Source organism: Aeromonas sp. s10 (assembly GCF_040907975.1).
GTDB lineage: Bacteria > Pseudomonadota > Gammaproteobacteria > Enterobacterales > Aeromonadaceae > Aeromonas > Aeromonas caviae.
Map to the genome: position 1 here is coordinate 323,279 of NZ_JBFOCV010000006.1, position 23,632 is coordinate 346,910.

The window sequence follows — 23,632 nt, forward strand, 5'->3', positions numbered from 1 at the left end:
GCAACCATCCCTGATTACCCATGACTTCTTAAGGGGGGACAGATGATCACCGCCTACATTCTCAACAACAAGGTGCTGGACATAGTCACGCTCGGGCCGGATGACATCGTTCCCGACAACACCGTCTGGCTGGATGCCTACAAGCCGGACACAGCGGAGCGAGAATGGTTGACGGGCCTGTTCCTGGAGGAGGTGCCGGACAAGGAGGAGCTCGATGACATCGAGGCATCCGCCCGCTTCTACTGGGACACCGACGGTCTGCACATCCACTCCCTGTTTCCCCAGCGCATCGGTCGCGACACCAAGGGTGTGCACGTCTCTTTTACCCTGCGCAACAACCTGCTGATCAGCATCCGCGAGGACGACATCGGCCTGGTGCGTCTGCTGCGCCACTACATGCGCCAGGACAGGCTGGAGGTCGAAGACGCCCTCGACATCCTGCTGGAGGTGCAGAACCTCAAGGTGGAGTATCTCTCAGACCTGATCGAGGATGGCTACAAGACCCTGGAGAACACCGCCGATCAGATCTTCGAGCCGGACCAGATCAACCCCATGCTCAAGGAGCTGATGGCCCAGGAAGAGGCCAACGGCCAGATCCGTCTCTCCCTGCACGATACCCGCCGCGCCCTGCGCTTCCTCAAACGCAGTCTGCGCCAGCGCATGACGGGGGAGCAGAACAAGTGGATCGACGAGATGCTGCACGACGTGGAATCCCTGCTGCCCCATACCCAGTTCCTGTTCGACAAGATCAACTTCCAGCTGGAGGCCTCCATGGGGGTGACCAATCTGGAGCAGAACAAGGTGATCAAGATCTTCTCGGTAGCCGCGGTGATCTTCCTGCCGCCGACCCTTATCGCCAGCATCTACGGCATGAACTTTGGCCGCATGCCGGAGCTCGCCTGGGAATACGGCTACCCCCTCTCCCTGGTGCTGATGGTGATGTCATCGCTGGGCACCGGTCTCTTCTTCAAGAGAAAAGGCTGGCTGTGACGCCGGAACCCGGCAACTAAAGACTGTGGATTGGGGGGGCTGGCCCCCCGATTAATTCCCGGCCGTTGCCGACCTTGCAATGGCCTGCCCTGTGCCCCATATCCCCTTCATCACTCGCACTGCATGAATGGATACCGGGCCACCATGACCCTCTACCCCGAACACCGTTACGACGATCACGGCCAGTTGCGCCCCCCGCTCTGGTTCTGGCCCATCGCCCTCTTGCTGACCCGCTCGGTCTGGCTGTTTCTGATGGCGGGGGTCACCCGGGAGAGTGGCAGCGCCATCCTGACCCTCTTCTACCCGGACAAGCTCACCCTCTATGTCAGCCTGCTGACGGACGTGCCCGCCATGCTGGCGCTGCTCGCCTGCGGCGGCACCCATCGCCAGACCCACAGTGCCAGAGCCTGGCTCAGACGCCACAGCCGCGCTCTGCTGCTTTGCTCCACCGCGAGCGGCCTGGTGATGCAACTGCACAGCCTCAATCTGCAGCAGTGGTCGTTCAACTGGCCCACCGCCCTGGTGCTCATCGCCAGCCTCTGGGCGCTCTGGTATCTGCTAAGAAGCCGCCAGTTGCGGGATTACGCTCTGGATCAGCCCCACTGACAGGCTGGTTCACTGGCGCGTGACCCGGATCTGCAGAGTCTGGCGTTCGCTGCCGCTGGCCCCGCCCATGCCTGATGGATTGGCGATCGCGGCCTCCCGGCTGCCTTGGGTTGTGGAAAGCTCCCCCACCGTCAGCCACTGGCCCGGGGCGCCGTTCACCTCGGTGGCACTCTGGCCGGTGTGTATGTTGCCTCGCTCCACTCTTGCCTGTTCACTGCTGAGGGCCACCTGCACCCTGTCCCCTATCAGGGTCGCGGTGGCGTAGAGACCGTTCATCAGCGGCATCATGCCCACCACCCTTCCCCCCTGCCACTGGTAAAAGGTGACCGGCTGATAGGACCCCATCTGCAACAACACGGGCCGCCCGGAGAGGCCACGCACCTGCCAGTTGTCACTCTGGCTGCGTTCATAGTGCCGGGCATCCCCCCCCAGCAGCCACTGCCGTTTGGCATCCAGGCCCAGCCCCACTCCGGCCTGCTGACTGCTGGAGGCGCCATCCACCCGCCACTCGATGAGCAGGCTTTGGGGCGGCTGGTTCACTTGCGCCAGGGTACGCTCGGCCTCCTGCAACTGGGCGGGGGTTCCACTCAGTACCAGCTGGTTGCCCATGGCGCTCACCCCGAGATCCGGGTAGATCTCCTTGAGCGTCTGCACCGCGGCATCCGCCTCGAATACCGGTATGACCTTCACTTCGGCCCTCAGGGGCAATGCCAGCAACAGGCAGCACCCCAGCCCCCAATACCCTGATCCAGCACGCATCTTCTCCTCCCGGCGTTCACCGCCACCCTCTCGCTTCCTGCCATCATGGTCCATGGCGCCCCGATTACAACGGGCCTGGTATGCATCCCCACACAGAGGCACCTGATAAAGACTCGTTAAGATACCAATCAATACAAATAAAAATGGTTATCATTTGTTGTCACAACAAAAACCCTCGGATACAATTCGGACTCATTTTTTCGAGTCAGCCTCTGATGAAGCCAGAATCCGTCGCATCCACCCCTGCCGCCATCCACCTGGCGCTGCTCATCAACATGCTCTCCATGGGCTGCATGATGATGGTGATGCCCCTTGGCCCGGAACTGGTAACCCGCCTGGGGATGCTCCCGGAGCAGACAGGTTACTTCAGCGGCGGCGCCACCCTGGGAGCCGCCCTGCTGGGCCTCCTGGCCGCCCCCTGGCTCGATCGGGTCAACCGCAAACCCGCTCTGCTGGTGCTGCTGGTCCTGCGCTTCCTGCTCTTGATGGCTTGCGCCCTGGCCGAGGATAGCCAGACCCTGCTGCTGCTCTTTATCCTGTCCGGCTGCGTGGCCGGCCCCCTGGGTGCCATCCTGATGGCGGCGGTGCTGGATCTGGTACCGCCCGCCGAGCGGGGCCGCCGTCTCGCCTACGTGGGCATGGCGTTTTCCCTGGCCGCCATTCTGATCGTGCCCGCGGCCCTCGTGCTGGCCCAGTGGTCTGGCTGGCAGAGCCCCTTCCTCTTGTTTGGTGCAGGCGGCCTGCTGCTGGCCCTGCTGTGTGCCATCTGGCTGCCGTCCCTGCCGGTCAACCGGGCCCCGGCAGGCCAGGGGATGCGCCAGTTGCTGGGGTCACCGCTCTGCCAGGGAGCCCTCTTCATCCTCTGCCTGCAGATGTTCGGCCACTTCCTGCTCATTCCGCACTTTGCCAACTACTTCCAGTTCAACCTGGGTTTCCCGCGCGAGCAGATCGCCAGCCTCTATCTGTGCGGCGGCCTTGCCAGCATGGCCACCATGCGCCTGTGCGGCGGCTGGATCGATCAGGGCCGCGCCCAGGGCGCCATCCTGCTCACCAGCCTGGCCCTAGCCCTGATCACCCTGGTGGGCTTTGCCTTGCCGGCAGGCCTGCCTCTCTATCTGCTGTTCACCCTCTTCATGGCCCTGAGCTCCGCCCGTGCCAGCACCACCCTCGCGGTCACGGCGGCCATTCCGGCCCCCCACCAGCGCGCCGCCTTCATGTCTTTCCAGGGCTCGGTCACCAATGTGGCCGCGGGCCTCGGCAGCCTGTTCTCCGCCAGATATCTGGTCTCCGACGAGGGGGGCGCCCTGCACGGTTTCCCCACCCTGGCCTGGATCAACATTGCGTGCACCCTGGTGGCCTGCGCCGGTGTCTGGTTCCTCATCCGGAGCCTGAAGAGCACAAGAGATAACAATAATCCTGCCTCTGGCACCGCCAGACAAGGAAGTCAGTGAGCACCGGATCAGAAGAATCCGGACCCCATAACCTCAGTTATATCCATGGAGTTTTTGACAATGCAGTTGCAGCACGGCCTCTTTAAACTGAACCCCATTCTGCTCTCCCTTGGTCTGCTGGCCGTACCGGGCCTGGCCCAGGCCGAGTCCGTCAAGGCCAACGAGACGGTGGTGGTCACCGCCACCCAGACCAAGCACACCGAGCTGACCGCCCCGGCCAGCGTCTCCGTGGTCACCCGCGCCGATCTGGACAAGATGAACGTCAACAACATCGGCGATGCCCTCAAGCACGTGCCCGGTGTCAACATCATCGGCACCAACCCCACGGGTCGCAACGAGATCAAGATCCGCGGCATGGGCGGTGACTACACCCTGCTGCTGGTCAACGGCAAGCGGGTCAACGCCCGCGAGACCCTGGGCAGCTCCTTTGGCAACGACTTCGACTTAAGCTCCATCCCCATGGCCGCCATCGAGCGCATCGAAGTGATCCGCGGTCCCGTCTCCTCCCTGTACGGGGCCGATGCCCTCGGCGGCGTGGTCAACGTGATCCTGCGCCAGGCCAAGGAGAACACCGAAGCGGCCGTCGGCTACACCCACACCATGCCCACCAAGGGGGATGGCGGGGATGCCAACCAGGGTAGCGCCTTCGTCTCCGGCGCCCTCATCGACAACAAGCTGCTGGGCAGCGTGGTGGTGGAAGGCTATCAGCGGGATCGCTGGAAGAGCGAGCAGTCCAACAACCCGGATGCCGACGCCCTGGAGAAACGGGAAGTGGTCAACGTGCTCTCCAGCCTGAAGTGGCTGGTGGCCGACAACCAGGACATCGACTTCGATCTGGGTTACAACCAGAACGACATGGACAGCTACTTCAACAACGTGCCCCGTGCCCCGACCGCACCGGCCACCCCCCACAACGTGCAGAAACTCGATCGCCTGAGCCTGGGGCTGACCCATAACGGCCGTTGGGAACACTTCGACAGCCGCGCTCGTTACTACTTCGAGCAGACCGATCTGATGGATGACTCCCAGCTCAACGGTGGCGCCGCCGACATCACCCAGACCAACAACACGGTGGATGGCCAGTTGAGCGGCTACCTCGGGGATCACCTGCTGACCTCGGGTGCAGAGTTCCGCAAGACCGAGCTGGAGCACAGCCGCAGCATCCAGAACGGCAGCGTGGATGCGAGCCAGAGCGCCCTCTACCTGCAAGACGAGTTCGGCTTTGGGGATCTGGCCCTGACGCTCTCCGGCCGTCTGGATCACCACGAGACCTATGGCAACGAGTTCAGCCCCCGTGCCTACGCCCTCTACTCCCTGAGTGACGAGTGGGTGATCAAGGGCGGCGCCGGCAAGGCGTTCAAGGCCCCGACCCTGGCCCAGTCCAGCGAAGGGTTCGCCACCACCGCCTGCCGCGGCGCCTGCAAGGTGATAGGCAACCCGGATCTGAAGCCGGAAACCTCCGTCAGCTACGAGCTTGGCACCGCCTACAACGCCGATCGCTTCGGTGCAGGCGTGACCGGCTTCCACAACGAGATCGAGGATCTGATCCAGAGCGATCAGTGGGGCCCGGGCTACCGTCCGACCGTCATGACCTACCTCAACGTCAAGAAGGCCCGCATCAAGGGGCTGGAGCTGACCGGCTGGTTCGACGTGCTGGACAACGTGCAGCTGACCGGCAACCTGACCCTGCTCGACTCCGAAGACAAGAGCACGGGTGACGATCTGGCCAAGACCCCGGATCACACCGGCAACATCGGCCTGGACTGGAAGGCGAGCGACGTGGTCAGCGCCAACCTGGCCTGGCAGTATGTCGGCAGCCAGGTGATCAAGGTGCCGGCCCGCAACGCCCAGGCATTCACCTCCAAGCATTACCAGACCCTGGACGTGAACACCAAGTGGACCGTCACGCCGGCCCTGGACTTCAAGCTCGGCATCACCAACCTCACCAACACCCAGCGTGACGAGGTGGCGACCGACGCCGACTTCATCCTGGAAGGTCGCACCGTCTACGCAGGGGTCGATTACAAGCTGTAATCCATCCTGTATACGGGAGCCCCGGTCGCGGGGCTCCCTTTTTGCGTTTCTGCCTCCCCGAATTCAAGGAGTCATTGAGTGCTCAGATACCAAGCTCGGCTGTTCTGGCTCGGCGTGCTGCTCCTCTTCCTACTGATTTGTCTGTCACTGGCCACCGGGGCCGGTGTCTATGGTGGCCGCGAGGTCGCCGGTTTCCTGATGGGCGATCCCGCCTTCGTGGCCGATGAAAAGCTCGCCATGATAGTCCATACCCTGCGCCTGCCCCGCACCCTGGCAGCCCTGGTGGTGGGGGCGTCACTCTCCCTGGCGGCTTCCATGCTGCAAAGTGCCACCCGCAACCCTCTGGCCGAACCCGGCCTGCTCGGGGTCAATGCCGGCGCCGTCTTTGCTCTGGTGATCGGCCTCACCTGGTTTGGCGTCGAATCCGCCTACGGGTATCTGCTCTGGTCCGGCATGGGGGCCCTGCTCGGCAACCTCATCGTGCTGGGCCTCGGCCTCATGGTGGGGCGCTCCAACCCCCTCAAGCTCATCCTGGTAGGGGTCGCCCTCTCCGCCACCTTCGGCGGTCTTTCCAACTTCCTGCTGCTCTCCAACCGGGTGGTGCTGGAGCAGTTCCGCTTCTGGAACTTAGGGTCCCTTGCCGCCTCCAGTCTGGAAGCGGTACTCACCGTGGTCCCCTTCGCCCTGGCCGCTCTGCTGCTGACACTGGCGCTCTGTCGCCCTCTCACCCTGATGCAGATGGGGGATCACCAGTCCAGGGCCCTCGGCATCCGCCCCACCCGGGTGCGGATCGGCGTGCTCCTGGCCGCAACGCTCTTCACCGCCTGCGCCATCGCCATCGCTGGTCCCATCGGCTTTGTCGGCTTCCTCGCCGCCTACTGCGCCCGCCTGGTGGAGCCGGTTCGCCTCGCCATCCAGGTGCGCTTCTCCGCCCTGTTCGGGGTGCTCTTTCTGCTCGGAGCCGATGTGCTGGCCCGCTGGCTGATCCAGCCCTACGAGCTGCCCAACGGCGTCATTCTGGCGCTCATCGGGGCGCCCGTGCTCATCCTGGTGGTGCGCAGCGGCGGCTTCCGCTCCCTGCTGGCCGTCAAATAAGGTGCCACGCCCATGAAGAACTCTCTCTCACTCCCGAGCGGCACCCTCTGCCTTCGCCTTGGCAGCCACACCCTGTTGCTGCACCGTCGCGCCTGGCTCATCACGCTGGGGCTCCTGGTCGCCCTCACCCTGCTCTCCCTGCTGGCCCTCACCCTGGGTTCCGGCAAGATCACCATGATGGGGGTGATCCAGACCCTGCTCGGGGAGGGAAGCCGACTCGATCAGGTAACCGTCTTCAAGATCCGCCTGCCGCGCCTGTTGGCAGTGCTGGTGGCCGGCGCCGCCATGGGACTCTCGGGCTGCCTGGTGCAGACCCTGGTGCGCAACCGCCTCGCCACCCCGGACATGATCGGGGTCAACGAGGGGGCATCCCTTGCCATCATCATCTTCTCCCTCTATTTGACCCTGGGTACCTGGCCCTGGTGGGCCGCCCCCTTCGGCGCCCTGTTTGCCGCCGCCGTGCTCTATGCCCTGTGCAACAAGCCGGGGGAGCAGGGCTACCTGTTCGTGGTGATCGGCATCGGGGTCTCGGAGCTGATGAATGCCCTCGGCCAGTTCGTCATGTCCACCCAGTCCCTGGTGCACCTCACCAGCCTCTATCTGTGGAACATGGGCAACTTCGTCGGTCAGGGCTATGGCACCTTGCTGCCGGTAAGCCTGCTGCTCCTGCTCATCTGCCCCTGGACCGTCTGTCTCTCCCGCTCCCTCGGCGTGCTGCGCCTGGGACCGGTCACCGCCCGTACTCTCGGGGTCAACGTGAACCGGGTCCAGCTCGGGGTGCTGGCCCAGGCCATCATCGTCGCAGCCCTTGGCACCGCCATCGGCGGCCCCGTGGTCTTCATCGCCATGGCGGCACCCATCCTTGCCTCCTGGCTCAGCCGGGATCGCATCGTGCCGCTCTGGATTGCCGCCCTGTGCGGCGCCCTGATGCTGCTCGCCAGCGACACCCTGGTGCGGGTGCTGGCCAGCCCCCACGAAGTGGCTACCGGCATCATGACCCGCATTCTCGGCGGCCTGCTGCTGCTCTTCATCCTGCTCAAAGATCGCCAGAAGGCCGACTGACCATGGCATTCATCCATTTTCAATACAGACCGAGGGCCGCCCGATGACGCTCACCGTGAACCGACTCCAGTTCGGCTACCCGCAAAAGACCATCTTCAAGGAGATCTCCTTCTCCCTCCCCCGGGGCAAGCTGGTGGGGATCGTCGGCCCCAACGGCGGCGGCAAATCCACGCTGCTCAAGCTCCTTGCGGGACAGGAGCAGCCCCGGTCCGGGGAGATCCTGCTCAAGGAGAAGCCACTCGGTGCCTATGGCGCCAAAGCCCTGGCTCGGGAACTCGCCTATCTGCCCCAGCGTCCCCTGGTCCCCCCCGGTATCCTGGTGGAGCAGCTGGTGCAATACGGCCGCCATCCCCATCAGGGCTGGTTCAATCAGTGGAGCGAGGAAGATGCCCGCATGGTGGACTGGGCCCGGGAGCGGATGCAGCTCGATGCCATCTGGCACCAGAGCGCCAGTTCGCTGTCCGGCGGTCAGGCCCAGCGGGTGTGGCTCGCCATGGTGCTGGCCCAGGATGCGGACATCATCTTGCTGGACGAGCCCACCAGCGCGCTGGACATCGGCCACCAGACCGAGGTGATGGAGGCCATCCATCGGGTCGCCGCCGAGGGCAAGACGGTGCTTATCGTCATCCACGATCTCGCCACCGCCGCCCGCTACTGCGACGAGCTGATTGCCCTGGGGGATGGCGCCATCCAGGCCATGGGCCCGGCCCGGGAGGTGGTGACCAAGCCCCTCATCGATCGCCTCTACCAGACCGATGTGGACATACTGCACGCCCCCGGCGACGGGGCCCCTGTCATCGTGCCCCGCCGACGCGCTGACGAAGTGCCCCGCCTGCGTGCCGACCATGACGTGTCGGCCTGAGCAAGACCCTGTGCCAGAGAAAGAAACCGCCTGATGGCGGTTTCTTTCTCTGGGCTTTGCGTTGGCGTTATCCGGGCGCTGGTATCGTGCTCACAGCAGCAAGACGGTAAGCACGCCCCCCGGCAGGGCTTGCCAGTGCAGGGTGGCGCGCCAGCCGGCGGGCAGGGTCGGCGTCAGCGGGCATTTGAGCTCCAGGGTGAGAGTCTGCGCCGTCATGGCGAGCCAGCGGGCATCGAGAAAGTCAAAGTAGCGCCCCACCCGGGGATAGAGCCCCTTGAAGAGGCTCTCCTTGGCGGAAAACACCAGGGTCAGTCCCTCTGCTAGGCTCAGCTGGGCGTCGTGAACCCCCGCCTCCAGCCGTCCCCACTCCTCCCCATCCATGATGCCGGGCCAGAGCTGCGCCCCTTGGTCGCCATCGAGCCAGGCCTCCAGATCCAGCCCTATTCCCTCCTGGCCCAGGCGCACCGCACACAGGGCCACCCCCTCTCCCGCCAGCCGGCTGTGGCTGATGCTCCCCTCCACCCCTTCAGGCCAGAGCGGCTCCCGGGCCGCTCCGATGGCCACGCTGCATCCTGCAAGACAGAAGGGACGCAGGGCCTCACGGGCTGCGAGACGCCCCGCCAGAAACTCCCCGAGGCGCTTGGGGGCAGCCCCCTGCAATGAAGCAGGCAGGGTGATGCCCTGTGCCCCAAAGCACTCCGGCGAGAAGGCGGCGGGATCAAAACAGACCCGATGAAGAGGCAGCGTCTCAAGACCCGGCAGGCACAGGGTATCGGATTGACGGACAAAGGATCCATCGAGTGAGGGACAACGAGGCAACATGAAAGGCTCCTGACAGGGGTCTGCGATGGTACCAAAGCAAGCCGAGGTCATGCCACAAATACAAATGACAACGCTTCTCACTTGCTTTGTGGTAGCATGTCCCCGCCCATTCGGGGCTGGCCGGGCGGCTCTCAGGCACTTTCCACAGACTCCGGCCCACCGATTTCACCCATAAGGATGTCACCATGAAGATCTTCTCCCCGCTGGCCACCTTGCTCATGCTGGCCAGCCTGACGGGCTTCCAGGCCCAGGCGGGCAGCCGCCAGGTCATCGATGCCAACGGCCAGTCCCAGAGCGTCCCCGATGCGCCCCGGCGGGTCGTCGTGTTGAGCGAACTCGATCTCGACAGCGCCCTGACTCTGGGGGTGCAGCCGGTGGGCACCGTCAATGGGCGCGGCCAGTCCACCCTGCCCCGCTATCTGCTGGACAAGGCGGGCAAGGAGATCGCCGTGGTCGGGGATCTGGACAACCCCAATCTGGAGACCCTCATCGATCTGGAGCCGGACCTCATCCTCACCGGCCAGACCAAGCCCGAGCTCCTCGCCCTGCTCAAGGAGATAGCCCCCACCGTCGTCACCGGCAACTGGGGCGAGCCCTGGAAAACCGTATTCGGTCGCAGCGCCGACGCGATGAACCGGGGGGCCGAGGCCAAGGCGTTCCTCACCCAGTATGAGGCCCGCCTGGCAGAGGCCCGCAGCAAGCTCGCCCAGCATCAGGGGGAACAGATGAGCATAGTGCGCTGGAACCCCAAGGGGCCGAGCTACATGCACGGCGGCACCTTCGCCAGCAGCGTGGTCACCGAGATGGGGCTCACCCGCCCCTCCCACCAGATTGGCGACAAGAGCCCCCACTCCCCGGCCCTGAGCCTCGAGTCCCTCAACCTGCTGGACGGTGACTGGCTGGTGATCGGCACCCTCAGCACCAGCGGGGATGCGGTGGATGCCATGAAGCAGGCCGAGCAGACTCCGGCCTTCCAGCAGCTCGGCGCCATCAAGGGCAAGCGCTTCGGCGCCGTGGACGGGTCACTCTGGACCTCCACCGGCGGCCCCCAGGCGGCCCTCAAGGTGATCGACGACGTCGAGCGCCTGCTCACCAAACCGGATGCCGCCCCCATCGCTCACTAAGCCCCCTCGGTTTACAGCCAACAAGAAGCCCGCATGATGCGGGCTTCTTTTTTATCCATCGCTCTTACCGCCCGGCAAGGCCGCCTACTCGGGCAAGGGCAGCGCCTTTCTGTCGAGCTTGCCGCTCCCGGTCTTGGGCAGGGCATCCAGCAAGAGGATCCGTGCCAGCACCCTGTTGTTGAGGCATCGAGCCTGCAAGCCCTTTGTCACACCGGCAATGGCAGCGCCTTTCTGTCGAGCTTGCCACTGCTGGTCTTGGGCAGGACATCCAGCAGGATGAGCCGCGCCGGCACCATGTAGTGCGGCAACGTCGCCTGCAGCCCCTTGCGCAGGGCCAGCCGATTGAGAGTCACCCCGCTTTTCGCCTCCACGTAGCCCACCAGCATGGCCTCGTCCCCCTCGCCCACCAGACGCACCGCCGCCTCCTGCACCCCGGCCTGGTGGCGCAGTCCCGCCTCCACCTCGCCGAGCTCGATGCGAAAACCCCGCAGCTTGATCTGATCGTCACGCCGCCCCAGATAGAGGAAGCGGTCCGCCCCAAGGAGGCGCACCCGATCGCCAGTGCGATAGAGGCGATGGGTGGCAAGGCGCAGGAAGGCGGCGCTGGTCAAGGCCGGCTTGCGCCAGTACCCCTCGCACAGGGCCGGGCTCTCGATGCAGAGCTCGCCGCACTCCCCCTCTGCCACCGGCTGCCCCGCCTCGTCCAGCACCCAGTGACGATAGCCGGGCAGGCTGTGGCTGATGGTGATCTGCCCGCCAACCGGCGGCCAGCGCACCTCGCTCACCAGGGACCAGACAGTGGCCTCGGTCGGCCCGTAGCAGTTCCACAGCCGCCGGGTGCGGGCACAGAGCTGCTCGGCCAGACCTGGGTCCAGCGCCTCGCCACCGCACAGGGCGGTGAGGGTATTGCGCCCCTGCCAGCCCGCCTTGAGCAGCATGCGCCAGCACGCCGGGGTGGCCTGCAGCCAGTTGATGGAGGGGTCGGCCTCGAGCAAGGCCAGCATCCCCAGGGGATCCTTGTTGTGCTCACCGCCGGCCACCGTCAGCCGGCCACCACCCCAGAGCGGCCCCAGCATCTCCAGCAGGGAGATGTCGAAGGCCGGGGTGGTGATGAAGAGCCAGTGGCAGTTCGGTGAGAGCCCGAGCCGCTCGCGGATCCCGTCGAGGAAGCAGAGCAGGGCCCGCCGGCTGATGACCACCCCCTTGGGCTCGCCGGTGGAGCCCGAGGTGAACATCATGTAGGCAGCCAGGGCATCATCCACCTGGGGCCAGGAGACGGGCCCTGCAGCTGCCGGCCCGTCGAGAGTGCGCAGCGGACAACCGAAGGCGGGAGCCGGTCTGTCGCCGTCGCAGATCACCGCCGACAGGCGCGCCTGGCGAGCGATCCCCTGCAGTCGTTCCACCGGAAAATCCGGTTCAAGGGGCACGAAGGTGAGACCGAGGCGCAGGCAGGCCAGCAGGCTGGCCACCAGATCGGGGCTGCGGGAGAGATAGAGGCCGACCCGCTCCCCCACCGCCAGCCCCTGCAATCGGGCGGCAATCTGGGCCACTCGATCATTGAGTGCGCCGTAGCTGAGCCACTGCTCATCTGATCCGCCCTCACTGATGCCCTCCCCGCCCATACGGATGGCGGGGGCCAGCGGGGTGGCGGCCAGACATGCCGCCAGCCGCGCGCCTAGGTTGGCCGCCCCCTCGCGGGGGGCAGGCCGGGTTTGCACGAGCGGAGCCTCATGCTTGATGGTCACCGTCATAGCGCGGCCTCCGTTTGGCGCACCAGCCAGTGTCGGTAGAGCCGGCTGGGGGATGGATGGGCCTTGAGGGTCTGCAGGGTGAGCGGCGCTCGATCCTGTGCGAACGCCTCGTTGAGGGCCGCCAGCAGGGCGAGCTGCTGCACCGAATCCACCCCGAGTTCACACAGGGTCTGCTGCCAGATGCCGGGCACGCCGCACTGGCGCTCCCACAGAGCCACCAGCACGCGGGCCTCGGCCGGCGGCTGAGCCAGACCGGGCTCCGTCCTGGTGGCGGCCACCTGCGGCATCACCGGGGGCAGTGCCGTCGCCACCACACTGGCCGGTTGGCTCAGATCCGCCTGCGCCAGCCAGTCGAGCTCGACCAGCCAGTCAGCCAGCACCGCCTCTGCCCGTGCCTCGGGGATCTGCTCGCCATCGAACTCGAGGCGCAGCTGGAGCGTCTCACCCCGGCTGCTGACCACCAAGGAGAGCGGCAGCTCCACCTTCTCCACCACGGTGCCAAAGCGCGGCACCAGCTGGTGGGGTTCGGGGGCGACAGGGGCCGCCGGCATGGGGTAGTTCTCGAACACGAACAGACTCTGGAACAGGCGTGCTCGGCCTTTGGTCAATGCCGCCAGCGACTGGGTGCCGTGCTCGTTGAGCGCCATCAGATCGGTCTGCAACCGGGCGATATGCTCGGCAAGGGTCAGCTCGGTGCGCCACTCAAGCGCCAACGGCAGGCTGTTGATGTAGAGCCCGACGCTCGCGGTGATCCCCTCGATGGGGTAATCCCGGCCCGGGGTCACGTTGCCCACCAGGGTGACGGCATCGCCAGAGCGGCGTGCCAGCAGACGGTGCCAGGCATATTGGGCCAACAGGCCCGCGGTCACGCCAAGGTCGCGGGCACGATGGGCGAGCAGGGTCGCCACCTCGGCCGGCAGCGCCGTGGCGCACACCGCCGGTCGCTGCTGGGTATGGCGCCCGCTTGAGCCTGCGTCCAGCGTCACCCCGAACAGGCAGGCGAGATCGTTAGGCTTTGTTAGCAGCTCCTCCCGCCCCTGCCAATAGGCGTCGGCGCTGCGGGTTTGGCTGGCGATATGGCGGCCAAATTCGAGCCAGGCGGTATCCGGCTCGCCCTGCGGCAACAGGCCGTTCATCAGCGCCTGATAGGCGCGATGCAAGGAACCCAGCAACACGGGACCGCTCCAGCCATCCAGCACGCCGTGATGGGCGCTGAAGATCACCTTGTGGTGATCGGGGGCCAATTTGAAACAGGCAAGGCGCAGCAGGGGGGCCTGTTCCAGCGGGATCGGGCTGGCCAGATCCTGCTCGCGATAGGCCTGGACCCGTGTCTCTGCATTTTCCACTTCAGACAAGTCCTCATAGTGGAATGGCAACTCGGCGTGCTTGAGGATGCGCTGGAGCGCCACCCCGTCCGCCAGCACCAGCTCGCTGCGAAGGGCCGGCCAGCGGGCGATCTGCCCCTGCCAGGCCTGACGGTAGACCGCCACGTCCAACGGCTGGTGATAGTCCATCTCGGTCTGCAGGTGATAGGCGTGATCTCGGGGCAGCAACGCCCTGTGATGGAACATGCTCTGCTGAAGCGAGGTCATGGGCAGCAGGGTCTCCACTTCGCGTCCGCTCAGCACCCCATCGAGCGCGGCTTGCGAGAGGCCAAGCCCCGGGAAGTCGCTCGGGGTATGGCGCGGAGCCTTCACCGTGCAGCAGTGCTCCACCAGCGCCGTCAGGTTGTCCGCCAGCCGCGCCATCAGGGCGTCGCTCGCCTGCTGGTTGAGGGCGCCCACCTGGCGCAGGGTGAGACGGCCATCAAACACGCCACCGTGCAGGCTGACCAGCTCGCGCGGCAGGTTGTCAGGGGACGTGGGGGCCCCAGGTGCCATCGGCAGAGGCTGCCAGGGCTGAGCAGCCTCGCCCTGATGGCTGACCCCCAGGTAGTTGAAGACGGCAAGGGCCTGGGGCAGCTCAGCCCCACGTGGGTGGTGCAGTCGCAGGGCGTTGAAGCCCACCCCTTTGTCCGGCACGGCGCGCAGCTGCTCCTTGGTGGCGCAGACCAGCGCGTCCCACTCCTTGGCATCCGCCAGTGCCAGCGGGTAGGTGCTGGTGAACCAGCCCAGGGTACGGCTCACGTCGAGTTCCGCATCGATGGCCTCACGGCCGTGCCCTTCCAGCATCACGCAATGACGTGCGCCATAACCCAGCTCGCTCAGGGTGCGGGTCAGTGCCGCCAGCAGCAGGTCGGGCACCCGGGTGAAGTAGGCCTGGTTGGCGGTGTCGATGAGCCGGGCAGTGGTCTCCTGACTCAGTTGCAGCAGGCTGGCGGCGGCGCGGCCATCGGCGGCGCGCGCCGCTTCCAGCAGGTGACCCTGGCTGCCCTCCCCCTGAGCCAACCAGAAGCCAAGCTGATCCTCTTCCCGTTTGGCGTAGGCCGCGAGCCCCTCGCCCCACTGGCGATAGCTGCTGCCCTTGGCGGGCAGCGGCTCGCCCCTGCTCACCCGGGCCAGATCCTCGGCCAGAATGCGCCAGGAGACGGCATCGATCACCAGGTGATGGAAGGCGAGGAAGAGCCCCTCCACCGTCTCGCCCTCGCGCTCCCCTTCGAGGGATAGATTGCGCAGGCGGGCCCAGGCCAGGGTGTGGCCGCTGGCAGGGTCGAGCTCTCCCTGCAGCTCGGTCAGGCGGGCCTGCAGCTCGGTCTCATCGAGATTGGCGGCATCCAGGGTCGGCAGTGGCGGCAATGGCAGTTCGGCCAGGTAGCGCTGGCCGGTCGGGGTCACCGCCAGACGCAGGGCATCGTGGTGCTGGCGCAGGGTATTCAACCAGCCGCGCAGGGCCTCATCGTCCACCCCGGCCGGCAGGCGCAGGATCACCCCCTGGTTCCAGTGACCGGATTTGGCAAAGCCCTGCTCGAAGAACCAGTGCTGAATGGGGTGGAGCGGGAACTCGCCGGTCAGGCTGCCCTGCTCGCTCCTGTGGCTGACCGCCTGCTGCTGGCCGAGCTGGCGGCAGAGGCGGCGCACCGTCTTGGCTTCGAACACGTCCTTCACGCTGCAGTGCAGCCCCGCATCCCGCAACCGGGTGGTGAGCTGGATGCTGAGGATGGAGTCACCGCCCAACCGGAAGAAGTCATCCTCCACCCCGAGCGGTTGCTTGAGCACCCCTTGCCAGATGGCGAGCACGGTCTGCTCCAGTTCGTTTTGCGGCTCGCCCTTGCTCTGCTGCCAGACGATGGCGGGCAGTCGGCGCAAGTCCAGCTTGCCGTTGGGGGTGAGCGGCATCTCGGGCAACCAGCAGAGGCGTGCCGGCACCATGTATTCGGGCAGGCACTCGCCGGCTCGCTGCAGCAGGGCATCGCCGTCAGGCTCCCTGGCCCCGGCCTGCAAACAGGCGTAAGCGAGCAGACGACCCTCCTGCACCACCACCTTGATCTGGCGGATGACCGGGCACAATTCGGCAAGCCGGGTCTCTATCTCACCCGGCTCGATGCGATAGCCGCGCAGCTTGATCTGCTCGTCTATCCGGCCCAGATACTGGATGTTGCCATCGCGGCGCAGCAGGGCCCGATCGCCGGTGCGATAGAGGCGATGGGTACGTTCCGCCATCGCCAGCTCGATAAAGGCCTCCTGGGTACGCTCCGGCAGATTGAGGTAGCCGCGGGCCAGCCCCAGCCCCGCCAGGCAGAGCTCGCCGGGCACTCCCACCGGGCAGGGGTTGCCCGCCTCGTCCAGGATCAGCGCCTTCAGGTGGTTGACGGGTCGACCGATTGTGATGGGCGCCCCCGGAGTGAGCCGCGCGCAGAGCGCGGTGACGGTGCACTCGGTCGGGCCGTACATGTTGAACAGGGCCACCCGCTCTCCCCAACGCTCCACCAGGCTGCTCGGGCACGCTTCGCCGCCAAAGCCGATGGCCTTGAGGGAACCGAGATCCGTCGGTGGCAGCAGGTTCGCCAGCAAAGTGGTCGGCAAAATCATATGGCTGGCGCCGCAAGCGATCGCGGCACCGATCACCCCCTCGCCCGGCTCGCCGAAGTGCAGGGCCGCGCCGCAGTAGAGGGGCAGCAAGCTGGTCATGTTGCCTGCATCGAACGACAGAGACATGCAGTTGAACATGGCGCCATTCTGATCGAGGGCGATACGTTCGCCGTGATCCGCCATCAGGTTGACCAGGCTGCCCTGCTCCACCATGACCCCCTTGGGCAGGCCGGTGCTGCCGGAGGTGTAGATGATCTGGGCCAGCATGGCGGCGTCCCGGGGCAGTGCGGGCGTGCTGGCTGGCATCTTGTCCAGCGCAAGCTGGTGCAGATCGTGATACGCGGCAGTCGTACCCGCCAGCGCCTCCCCAAGCCGCGGGTCCGGCACGCCACCCAGCACCAGGCTGATGGATGCATCAGTGAGGATATGGGCCAGCCGCTCGGCGGGATAGGCAGGATCGAGCGGTACATAGGCCGCCCCCGCCTTCCAGCAGGCGAGCAGGGCGATAACGAAGGCCACATCGCGCCTGGCCTGGATGCCGATGGCGGCGCCCGGGGTGACGCCCTGAGCCAGCAGCCAGTGAGCCAACTGGTTGGCTCGCACCTCCAGCTCGCCATAGGTCAACGATTGCGCACCGTCGCTCACCGCCAGCGCGTCCGGCAACTGAATAGCGCGCCGCTCGATATGACAGAGCAGGGTGTCGCGGCTCGGGTAATCCCGCGGCAGGTCGGCAAGCTCGGCGGCCAGCGCGGCCTGGTCGGTGCCCGCCTCCAGCGGCAACTGCCAGATGTCGGTCTCGGGAGCCGCCACCACGGCGCGCATCAGGTGCAGCAGGCGATCGGCATAAGCCTGGATGGTCTCTCGCTCGAACAGGGCGGTGGCGAACAGCCAGTCCACCCTGACGGAGTCCATCAGCTCGGTCACCTTGACCGAGATGTCGGTCTTGGCCGGCAACACAGGAGAGGTCTCCTCCACCAGCTGGCAACCGGGGATGAGATCGTTGAAGTCCACCTTGGCCTGATAGACCAGCATGATCTGGAAGATGGGGTTGATGGCGGTGGTGCGATCGGCGCCGATGGCCTCGGCCAGCGCCTCGAAACGGTATAGCTGGTGATCGAAGGCCGCCAGATCCTCCTCCCGGCACTGCTGCAGATAATCGACAAAGCTGGGGCGCCCCTCAAGCCGGGTGCGCAACACCAGGGTATTGACGAAAAAGCCCACCAGGGACTCGATCTCGTGGCGCTCGCGATAGGCGAGCGGGGTGCCGATCACCACCTCCTTCTCGCCGCTCTGGCGCACCATCAGCAAGGCAAACAGGGCGTGCAGACCGATGAAGTTGGAGGTGCTGTGCCGTTGGCACAAACGCTTGAAGCTCTCCCACAGGTCGCTCTCGATGGTGGAGAAGACCAGCTCGCCGCCGCTGTCCTGATGGGCCGGGCGCGGCTTGTCGAGCGGCAGACCGTGCACCTCGGGGCTGCCACCGAGCCGATCGACCCAGAACGGCTTGAACTCGGCGTGATAATCGAGAAAACGGTCCGAGTTGAACCAGCGGGCATAGTCGAGGTAGGTGAGCGGCAGTTCGCTCACCTGCAGGGGCTCGCGGTTCTGATGGGCAAGAAAGGCGCGCTTGAGATCCGCGAACATGTTCTTGACCGACCAGCCATCGGAGATGATGTGGTGCTGGGTGATCAGCAGTACGTGCTCGCGGCTGCCCAGCCGGATCAGGTGCACCCGGCTCAGATCCCCCTGGGTCAGGGAGAAGGGGCGGCCTATCTCCTCGCGCACCCGGCGGGCCACATAGGCCTCGCGCTCGGCAGCGGGCTCTGCGCTCACGTCCTCAATCTGCAGCTTGAAGGGCGTATGGGGCAGGATCTCCTGCGCCCCCCTTCCCGCTTCGTCCTTGATGAAGCGGGTACGCATGCTGGGGTGGCGGGCAAACAGGTGGTCGAAGGCAAACTCCAGCGCCGCCGTGTCCAGCTCGCCGCTCACCCTGAAGTAGACCGGCATATTGTAGAGGTGGGAGGCCTCTTCGTACTGCTCGATAAACCAGAGTCCGCTCTGGGAGGACGAGAGCGGCCCCTGCCGGGCGCCCTCGGAGGCAATGGGCGCCTCGAAGGCGGCGCGGGCCGCCAGGCAGCGCACCAGCTCATCCTTGTGGGCCTTGATGGTGGCGCCGATGGCCGGCGTCACCGCCTCCTTGCTCGACTGGGAGATAAGCTGGCCCTTGTCGTTCAGCGCCAGCTTCACTCCCTGCCGTTCCAGCTGTTTCAACAGCAAAATCATATTGTTCATCTGTTTCTCAAGCCTCAGGCACTCAGGGTGGCGCCGCCGTCGACGACCAGATCCTGCAGCGTGATGTGGCTGGCCAGATCCGAGGCCAGGAAGAGGACGGTATGGGCGATCTCCGCCGGGGTGGCTACCTTGCACAAGGGGATGCCGAGCTTGAACTGCTCCGGCAACCCGGCAATGGTGCGGGCCATGGCCTCCTCGCTTGGCAGCATGCCGCGCAGCATGGGGGTATCCGTCGAGCCCGGCGACACCAGGTTGGCGCGCACGCCGAAGGGGGCCAGCTCCAGCCCCACCGTCTGGGTCAGGCTGGTGACCGCCGCCTTGGAGGCACAATAGGCCGCCATCTGCATGCGCGGCACATGGGCGGCGTTGGAGCCGATGGTGACGATGGCACCGCGCTGCTGCCCCTTGAAGTGGGGCACCAGGGCCCGCAGCAGATAGAAGACGCCGCTGGCGTTGACCGTCATGCAGCCGTGCCAGTCGTCATCGCTCAGAGTCTCGGTGGGGCCGAGGCGCAGCACCCCGGCCCCGTTCACCAGCACATCCAGCCCGCCGTCCGCCAGCAGCGCTGCGCAGCAGGCGTTGACCGCCTTCGAGTCGCCGATATCGAGCAGCCGGGTGGCATAGGGGTAATCGGCTTCGGGAAACGCCAGATCCAGCCCCACCACGGATGCGCCGGCCGCCACGAACTGCGTGGCCACCTCGCGGCCGATGCCGCGCCCGGCCCCGGTCACCCAGACCCGCTTGCCAGTGAAATCAAGGGCCATTGCTTGTTGCTCCTTATCCATCACCACACCATCTCCACGCTCTCTTCGTCCTCGGCAAGCAGGCCGTCGAGGAAGCGGCAGAAGTCATCGAGTCGCGGGTGATCGAACACGTCGGAGACCTTGACCTGCACCCCGAACTCGGCGCCGAGCCGGTTGACGATCTGGATGGTCTGCAGGGACTGGCCCCCCAGTTCGAAGAAGTTGTCCGTGGGCGCCATGGTGGCGAGCCCCAGGATCTGCTGCCAGATGGCGCCGACCCGGTTCTCGGTCTCGCTGCCCAGGGTCAGGGCTTCGCCGCCCGCCTGGTAGGCGGCCAGCAGGGCCTTGCGATCCAGCTTGTTGGAGCCGGTGCGAGGCAACTGGTCATAGTGGCGATAGTCGGTGGGGATCATGGCGGCAGGCAGCACCCTGGCGAGCTGCGCCTTGATGACCCGGCTGTCGCGCTCCGGCCCCGCCACGAAGGCCACCAGCCGGCGCACGCTGCCGATGCTCACCCCCTGCACGCACGCCTCGTCCACCCCGGGCAGGGCCAGCAGCTGGGCCTCCACCTCGCCGGGCTGGATGCGATAGCCGCTTATCTTGAATTCATTGTCGCGCCGACCGAGGTAGACCAGCCGGCCGGCCACCAGGCGCACCCGATCGCCGGTGCGATAGACGGGCATCAGCTCCGCGCCAACCCGCAGGGTGCCAAAGCTCCCTTGCACGCCCCCCACATAGCCGTTGGCCAGCTGTGGGCCGAGCAGCACCAACTCACCTTCCTCGGCAGGTTGCTCCCCCGCCCCCAGAATGAGCGCCTGCATGCCGGGCAGCGGCAGGCCGATGGGCAACTGGGCCTGGCTCGGGTCTTCCTGTTGCAGCTCCTGGGTGGTCACCACCACAGTGGTCTCGGTGGGGCCGTAGGTGTTGAACAGGCGCACATCGAAGCGGACCTGGCGCTGCCACTGGGCCAGCTGCTCGGGGTAGACCGCCTCGCCGCCGATGATGACGGTGGTAAGCCCGGCAGGAATGTGGGCCTGACCCGCCGTCAGCGCCACCACCCATTCGTTCCAGAACGCGGTGGGCAGGTCGAGGTGGGTGATCCCCATCTGCTCCACCCCGGCCGCAAAGGCGGGCATGGATTCGAGCAGGGCGTCGGTGCGCAATACCAGGGTGGCGCCGGCGCTCAAGGTAGCGAACACCTCCTCGATGCTGGCGTCGAAGTTGAAGGGGGCGAATTGCAGCATCCGCGCCTCTTCATCCAGGTGATAACGGCAGCGGGCGGCGGCGGCGAAGTGATCCAGCGCGTCGTGGCTCACCGCCACCCCTTTGGGCTGACCGGTCGAGCCCGAGGTGAACATCAGGTAGGCGACGGCGCGGCCGGCGGCCGGCTGGTTGAGCCGATCATCGCTCACCAGATCCCCCGCCAGCAGGGTGCGCCCCTCAAACAGGCTGGCCAGCTTGTGGCGGTACTCGGCCTGGGTGATCAGGGTCTTGACCTCCCCCAGCCGCAGAATATGGCCCTGACGCTCCAGCGGCTGCTCGGGGTCGAGGGGCACATAGACGGCGCCCGCCAGCAGCACCGCCAGCTGGGCGAAGATGGCCTGTGGGGTGCGGGCCAGCATGACCCCCACCTTGTCGCCGGGGGCGACGCCTGCGGCCTGCAGGGCAGCCGCCATCTGTTCGGATCTGGCCAGCAGCGCCTCGTAGCTGAAGCGGGCCTCTCCCAGCTCCAGCGCTACCTTCTCCGGGGTCTGGGCGGCGAAGTGGCAGAGCGCCTCCAGCACCGGCCGCACCTGGAGAGCTTCATGGGCGGGGCCGGCGATCAGGGCCCTGACTCGCTGCTCGGCCAGCCAATCGGCCTTGAGCGTCCCCAGGGTCTGGGCAGGCTCGGCCAGCCAGCGCCCCAGCAGGGCAAACAGGGTATCGGCGATGGCCGCCAGATCCCCCTGCTGGTAGCAGCCGGGGTTGGCGTCCAGATCCAGGCGTGGCTGGCCATCGACGCCGACCTGCACCTCGATGGTGAGATCCTCCACCGGCCCGGCGCTGATGTTGAGAATATGGGCAGATAGCGGCCCGAAGCGGCGAGCGTGATCGAACGGCATGATGTTGACCAGGGGGCCGAACAGCCGCTTCTCGCCCCCCACCAGGCCAAGGTCGCGGCGCAGCAGCTCGTAGCGGTAGTGCTGGTGTTTGCGCACCCCGCGCTTGGCCTTGGCCACGGCGCCGGCGGCTCCCGCCAGATCCAGTTCTTCACCCAGTGTCAGCGCCAGCGGGGTAATGTTCATCTGCATGCAGGGCACGGTCAGCGACGCCGAGCCGATGCGGTTCATCATCATCAGGCCGAGCAGGGTCTTATCCTGGCCGCTCGACAGCGACAGCTGGGCCGAGAGGCCGGCCAGCAGCAGATCGGGCCAGCCCAGCTTGTGCTCGTCGGCAAAGCCGGTCAGGGATTGCCACAGTGCCGCTGGCAGCGGACGGCTCTCGCGGACAAATTCGGCGGCGATGGGCGCGCGGGTCTCGCCAAAGGACTTCACCTCGGGCCAGCCTTGCAGTTGCTCCTGCCAGAAGGCGCGGGCGGCGGCGTTCTTGCCGCTCTGCTCGCGGCTCGCCTCTTCCGCCAGCACCTCAGCCAACGAGCCGAAGGGCGATGGGGAGTTCATCTCACCGGCCAGCCCCTCTGCATACAGCTCGGCGATGCGCTGGAACAGCAAGGTGGTGCCAAAGCCGTCGAGGGCGATGTGGTGCACGCAGCTGTAGAGGTAATCGCGGCCCGGGCCGCGCAGCAGGGCGAAGCGGCAAGGGGATTCCGTGGTCAGCTCGAACGGGCGGCGCAGATCGGCCCAGGCCCAGGCGCGGGCCAGCGTCTCGTCATCGCGCTCGAGAGAGACCTCTTCATAGGCCAGGGGCAGCTCATGCGAGACGAAGCAGACCGCCTCCTTATCGTCTTCGAAGTGGCCCTTGAGCGCCTCGCACTCCCCCACCGCCTTGGCAAGGGCCGCCGCCAGCACGGCCGCCTCGACCTTGCCGTCGAAGGCGATGCACTCGGCGGTGTTGAACATCGCCTTGTCGTCGTTGAGCAGATGTCCGGACCAGAGCCCCTGCTGGGGGATGGTCAAGGGGAAGCGGTTCATGGGGTCACCTCCAGCGCCTGGGCTGCCAGCCTGGCCTCGATGAGGCGCCACCAGCCGTTGAGGGTCGGCAGCTTGGCGAGATCCACGAAGCCGAGCTCCACCCCGGCGGTGCGCCACTCGGTGAGCAGGGCCATAATCCGCACAGAATCCAGACCGTAGTCGATGAGATTCTCGTCGGGGTCAAACTCATCTTCATCCTCGTCGATGTGACTCAGCAGCCGCGCCTTGAGCCCCTCGTAGGTCAGCAACGGATTGGTCAGCAAGGGATTGGTGGGCTGGGCGGCAGAAGCGGAAGCCGGAGCAAGCGCCAGCACCTCCTCGCAGCGGATCACCTTGCCGCAGCGAGTCGCCACATAGTCCAGCGCCATCTGGTGGTCGGCCAGGGAGAAGTCCGCCACCCCGTCCGCCAGGAAGAAGGGCTGAATGTCGCGCATGAAGGCATCACAGGCGGTCATCATGCAGCCGATATGGCCGTAGATGCCGCCGATGATCAGCTGATCCCGTCCCAGCGCTTTGAGCATCTGCTCCAGCTCGGAGCGCTGGAAGGCGCTGTAGCGCCACTTGACCAGCACGGTGTCGTCACGCTCCGGGCAGAGTGCTGCCACCACCTGCTGCTGCTCGGGCCGCTTGTTGAGACCCGGGCCCCACATGTCGTTGAGCAGGGCGCGATCTTCAGGGGATTGATCCTTGGGCTGGGCGGTGTAGAAGACCGGGATGCCGAGGGCCTTGCACTGCTTGCGCACGGCGGCCAGGCGCTCAGTCAGGGCCGCGATCAGCGGGCTGTTTTCGCCATAGAAGGCGGTGAAGTACTCCTGCATGTCGTGGATCAGCAGGGCGGCGCGTTTGGGATCCAGAGACCAGTTGACCTTGTTGGCCTTCCACTGGCTGGGCATGGCGTAATTGTTCAGGGTTGGGATAGCCATAACGTCATGATTCCTTTTT

15 protein-coding genes are annotated in these 23,632 nt (G+C 66.1%); 8 read left to right on the forward strand and 7 right to left on the reverse strand.

Going from position 1 to position 23,632, the window contains the following annotated elements; genetic code table 11:
• Window positions 1-42: 42 nt before the first annotated feature.
• Window positions 43-990, forward strand: a complete 948-nt coding sequence (gene corA / locus AB5Y59_RS02005) for a magnesium/cobalt transporter CorA (protein ID WP_005301617.1) — start codon at window positions 43-45, stop codon at window positions 988-990.
• 144 nt (window positions 991-1,134) lie between these two features.
• Window positions 1,135-1,596, forward strand: a complete 462-nt coding sequence (locus tag AB5Y59_RS02010) for a DUF2919 domain-containing protein (RefSeq protein ID WP_045524977.1) — start codon at window positions 1,135-1,137, stop codon at window positions 1,594-1,596.
• Window positions 1,597-1,605: 9 nt separating this feature from the next.
• On the opposite strand, the gene AB5Y59_RS02015 is transcribed toward AB5Y59_RS02010, so the two are convergent.
• Window positions 1,606-2,355 carry a hypothetical protein gene (locus AB5Y59_RS02015; protein ID WP_368211386.1) on the reverse strand — a complete coding sequence of 250 codons (750 nt, stop codon included), beginning with the start codon at window positions 2,353-2,355 and terminating at the stop codon, window positions 1,606-1,608.
• A gap of 215 nt (window positions 2,356-2,570) precedes the next feature.
• Here AB5Y59_RS02015 and AB5Y59_RS02020 point away from each other — a divergent pair, with 215 nt between their 5' ends.
• The 5 genes from AB5Y59_RS02020 to AB5Y59_RS02040 all read left to right on the forward strand — a co-directional run bounded on the left by AB5Y59_RS02020 (window position 2,571) and on the right by AB5Y59_RS02040 (window position 8,859).
• Window positions 2,571-3,806, forward strand: coding sequence for an MFS transporter (locus AB5Y59_RS02020; protein WP_104455806.1), 1,236 nt, complete (start codon window positions 2,571-2,573; stop codon window positions 3,804-3,806).
• Window positions 3,807-3,866: 60 nt separating this feature from the next.
• A complete protein-coding gene (locus tag AB5Y59_RS02025) occupies window positions 3,867-5,840 on the forward strand; it encodes a siderophore amonabactin TonB-dependent receptor (RefSeq protein ID WP_010674445.1) in 1,974 nt (657 codons plus the stop codon).
• 78 nt (window positions 5,841-5,918) lie between these two features.
• Window positions 5,919-6,935, forward strand: coding sequence for an amonabactin ABC transporter permease subunit 2 (locus AB5Y59_RS02030; protein WP_010674444.1), 1,017 nt, complete (start codon window positions 5,919-5,921; stop codon window positions 6,933-6,935).
• 12 nt (window positions 6,936-6,947) lie between these two features.
• Window positions 6,948-7,997, forward strand: a complete 1,050-nt coding sequence (locus tag AB5Y59_RS02035; RefSeq protein WP_039038895.1) for an amonabactin ABC transporter permease subunit 1 — start codon at window positions 6,948-6,950, stop codon at window positions 7,995-7,997.
• A 43-nt stretch (window positions 7,998-8,040) separates the two neighbouring features.
• Window positions 8,041-8,859 (forward strand): amonabactin ABC transporter ATP-binding protein, encoded by an 819-nt coding sequence (locus tag AB5Y59_RS02040; protein WP_124244602.1) that lies wholly within the window; start codon window positions 8,041-8,043, stop codon window positions 8,857-8,859.
• 90 nt (window positions 8,860-8,949) lie between these two features.
• On the opposite strand, the gene AB5Y59_RS02045 is transcribed toward AB5Y59_RS02040, so the two are convergent.
• A complete protein-coding gene (locus AB5Y59_RS02045) occupies window positions 8,950-9,681 on the reverse strand; it encodes a 4'-phosphopantetheinyl transferase (RefSeq protein WP_368211387.1) in 732 nt (243 codons plus the stop codon).
• A 185-nt stretch (window positions 9,682-9,866) separates the two neighbouring features.
• Between AB5Y59_RS02045 and AB5Y59_RS02050 the strand changes: the two genes are divergently transcribed.
• Complete coding sequence (locus AB5Y59_RS02050; protein ID WP_368211388.1) at window positions 9,867-10,805, forward strand: ABC transporter substrate-binding protein; 939 nt, start codon at window positions 9,867-9,869, stop codon at window positions 10,803-10,805.
• Between the two features lie 206 nt (window positions 10,806-11,011).
• Here the strand turns inward: AB5Y59_RS02050 and amoH are convergent, their stop codons facing one another.
• From amoH to amoB, 5 genes are read right to left on the reverse strand one after another with little or no spacing between them, the layout of a single operon-like run.
• Entirely contained in the window at window positions 11,012-12,556 is a 1,545-nt protein-coding gene (amoH, locus tag AB5Y59_RS02055) for an amonabactin biosynthesis glycine adenylation protein AmoH (protein ID WP_368211390.1), read from the reverse strand.
• Complete coding sequence (amoG, locus tag AB5Y59_RS02060) at window positions 12,553-18,816, reverse strand: amonabactin biosynthesis non-ribosomal peptide synthetase AmoG (protein ID WP_368211392.1); 6,264 nt, start codon at window positions 18,814-18,816, stop codon at window positions 12,553-12,555. Before amoG ends, amoH begins: the two co-directional genes overlap by 4 nt.
• A 14-nt stretch (window positions 18,817-18,830) precedes the next feature.
• Window positions 18,831-19,580 carry an amonabactin biosynthesis protein AmoA gene (gene amoA / locus AB5Y59_RS02065; RefSeq protein WP_368211393.1) on the reverse strand — a complete coding sequence of 250 codons (750 nt, stop codon included), beginning with the start codon at window positions 19,578-19,580 and terminating at the stop codon, window positions 18,831-18,833.
• Between the two features lie 20 nt (window positions 19,581-19,600).
• On the reverse strand, window positions 19,601-22,690 hold the full coding sequence (gene amoF, locus AB5Y59_RS02070) for an amonabactin biosynthesis non-ribosomal peptide synthetase AmoF (protein ID WP_368211395.1): 3,090 nt from the start codon (window positions 22,688-22,690) through the stop codon (window positions 19,601-19,603).
• On the reverse strand, window positions 22,687-23,613 hold the full coding sequence (amoB, locus tag AB5Y59_RS02075) for an amonabactin biosynthesis bifunctional protein AmoB (RefSeq protein WP_368211397.1): 927 nt from the start codon (window positions 23,611-23,613) through the stop codon (window positions 22,687-22,689). The genes amoF and amoB overlap by 4 nt, the downstream gene beginning before the upstream one ends.
• Between the last annotated feature and the right edge of the window lie 19 nt (window positions 23,614-23,632).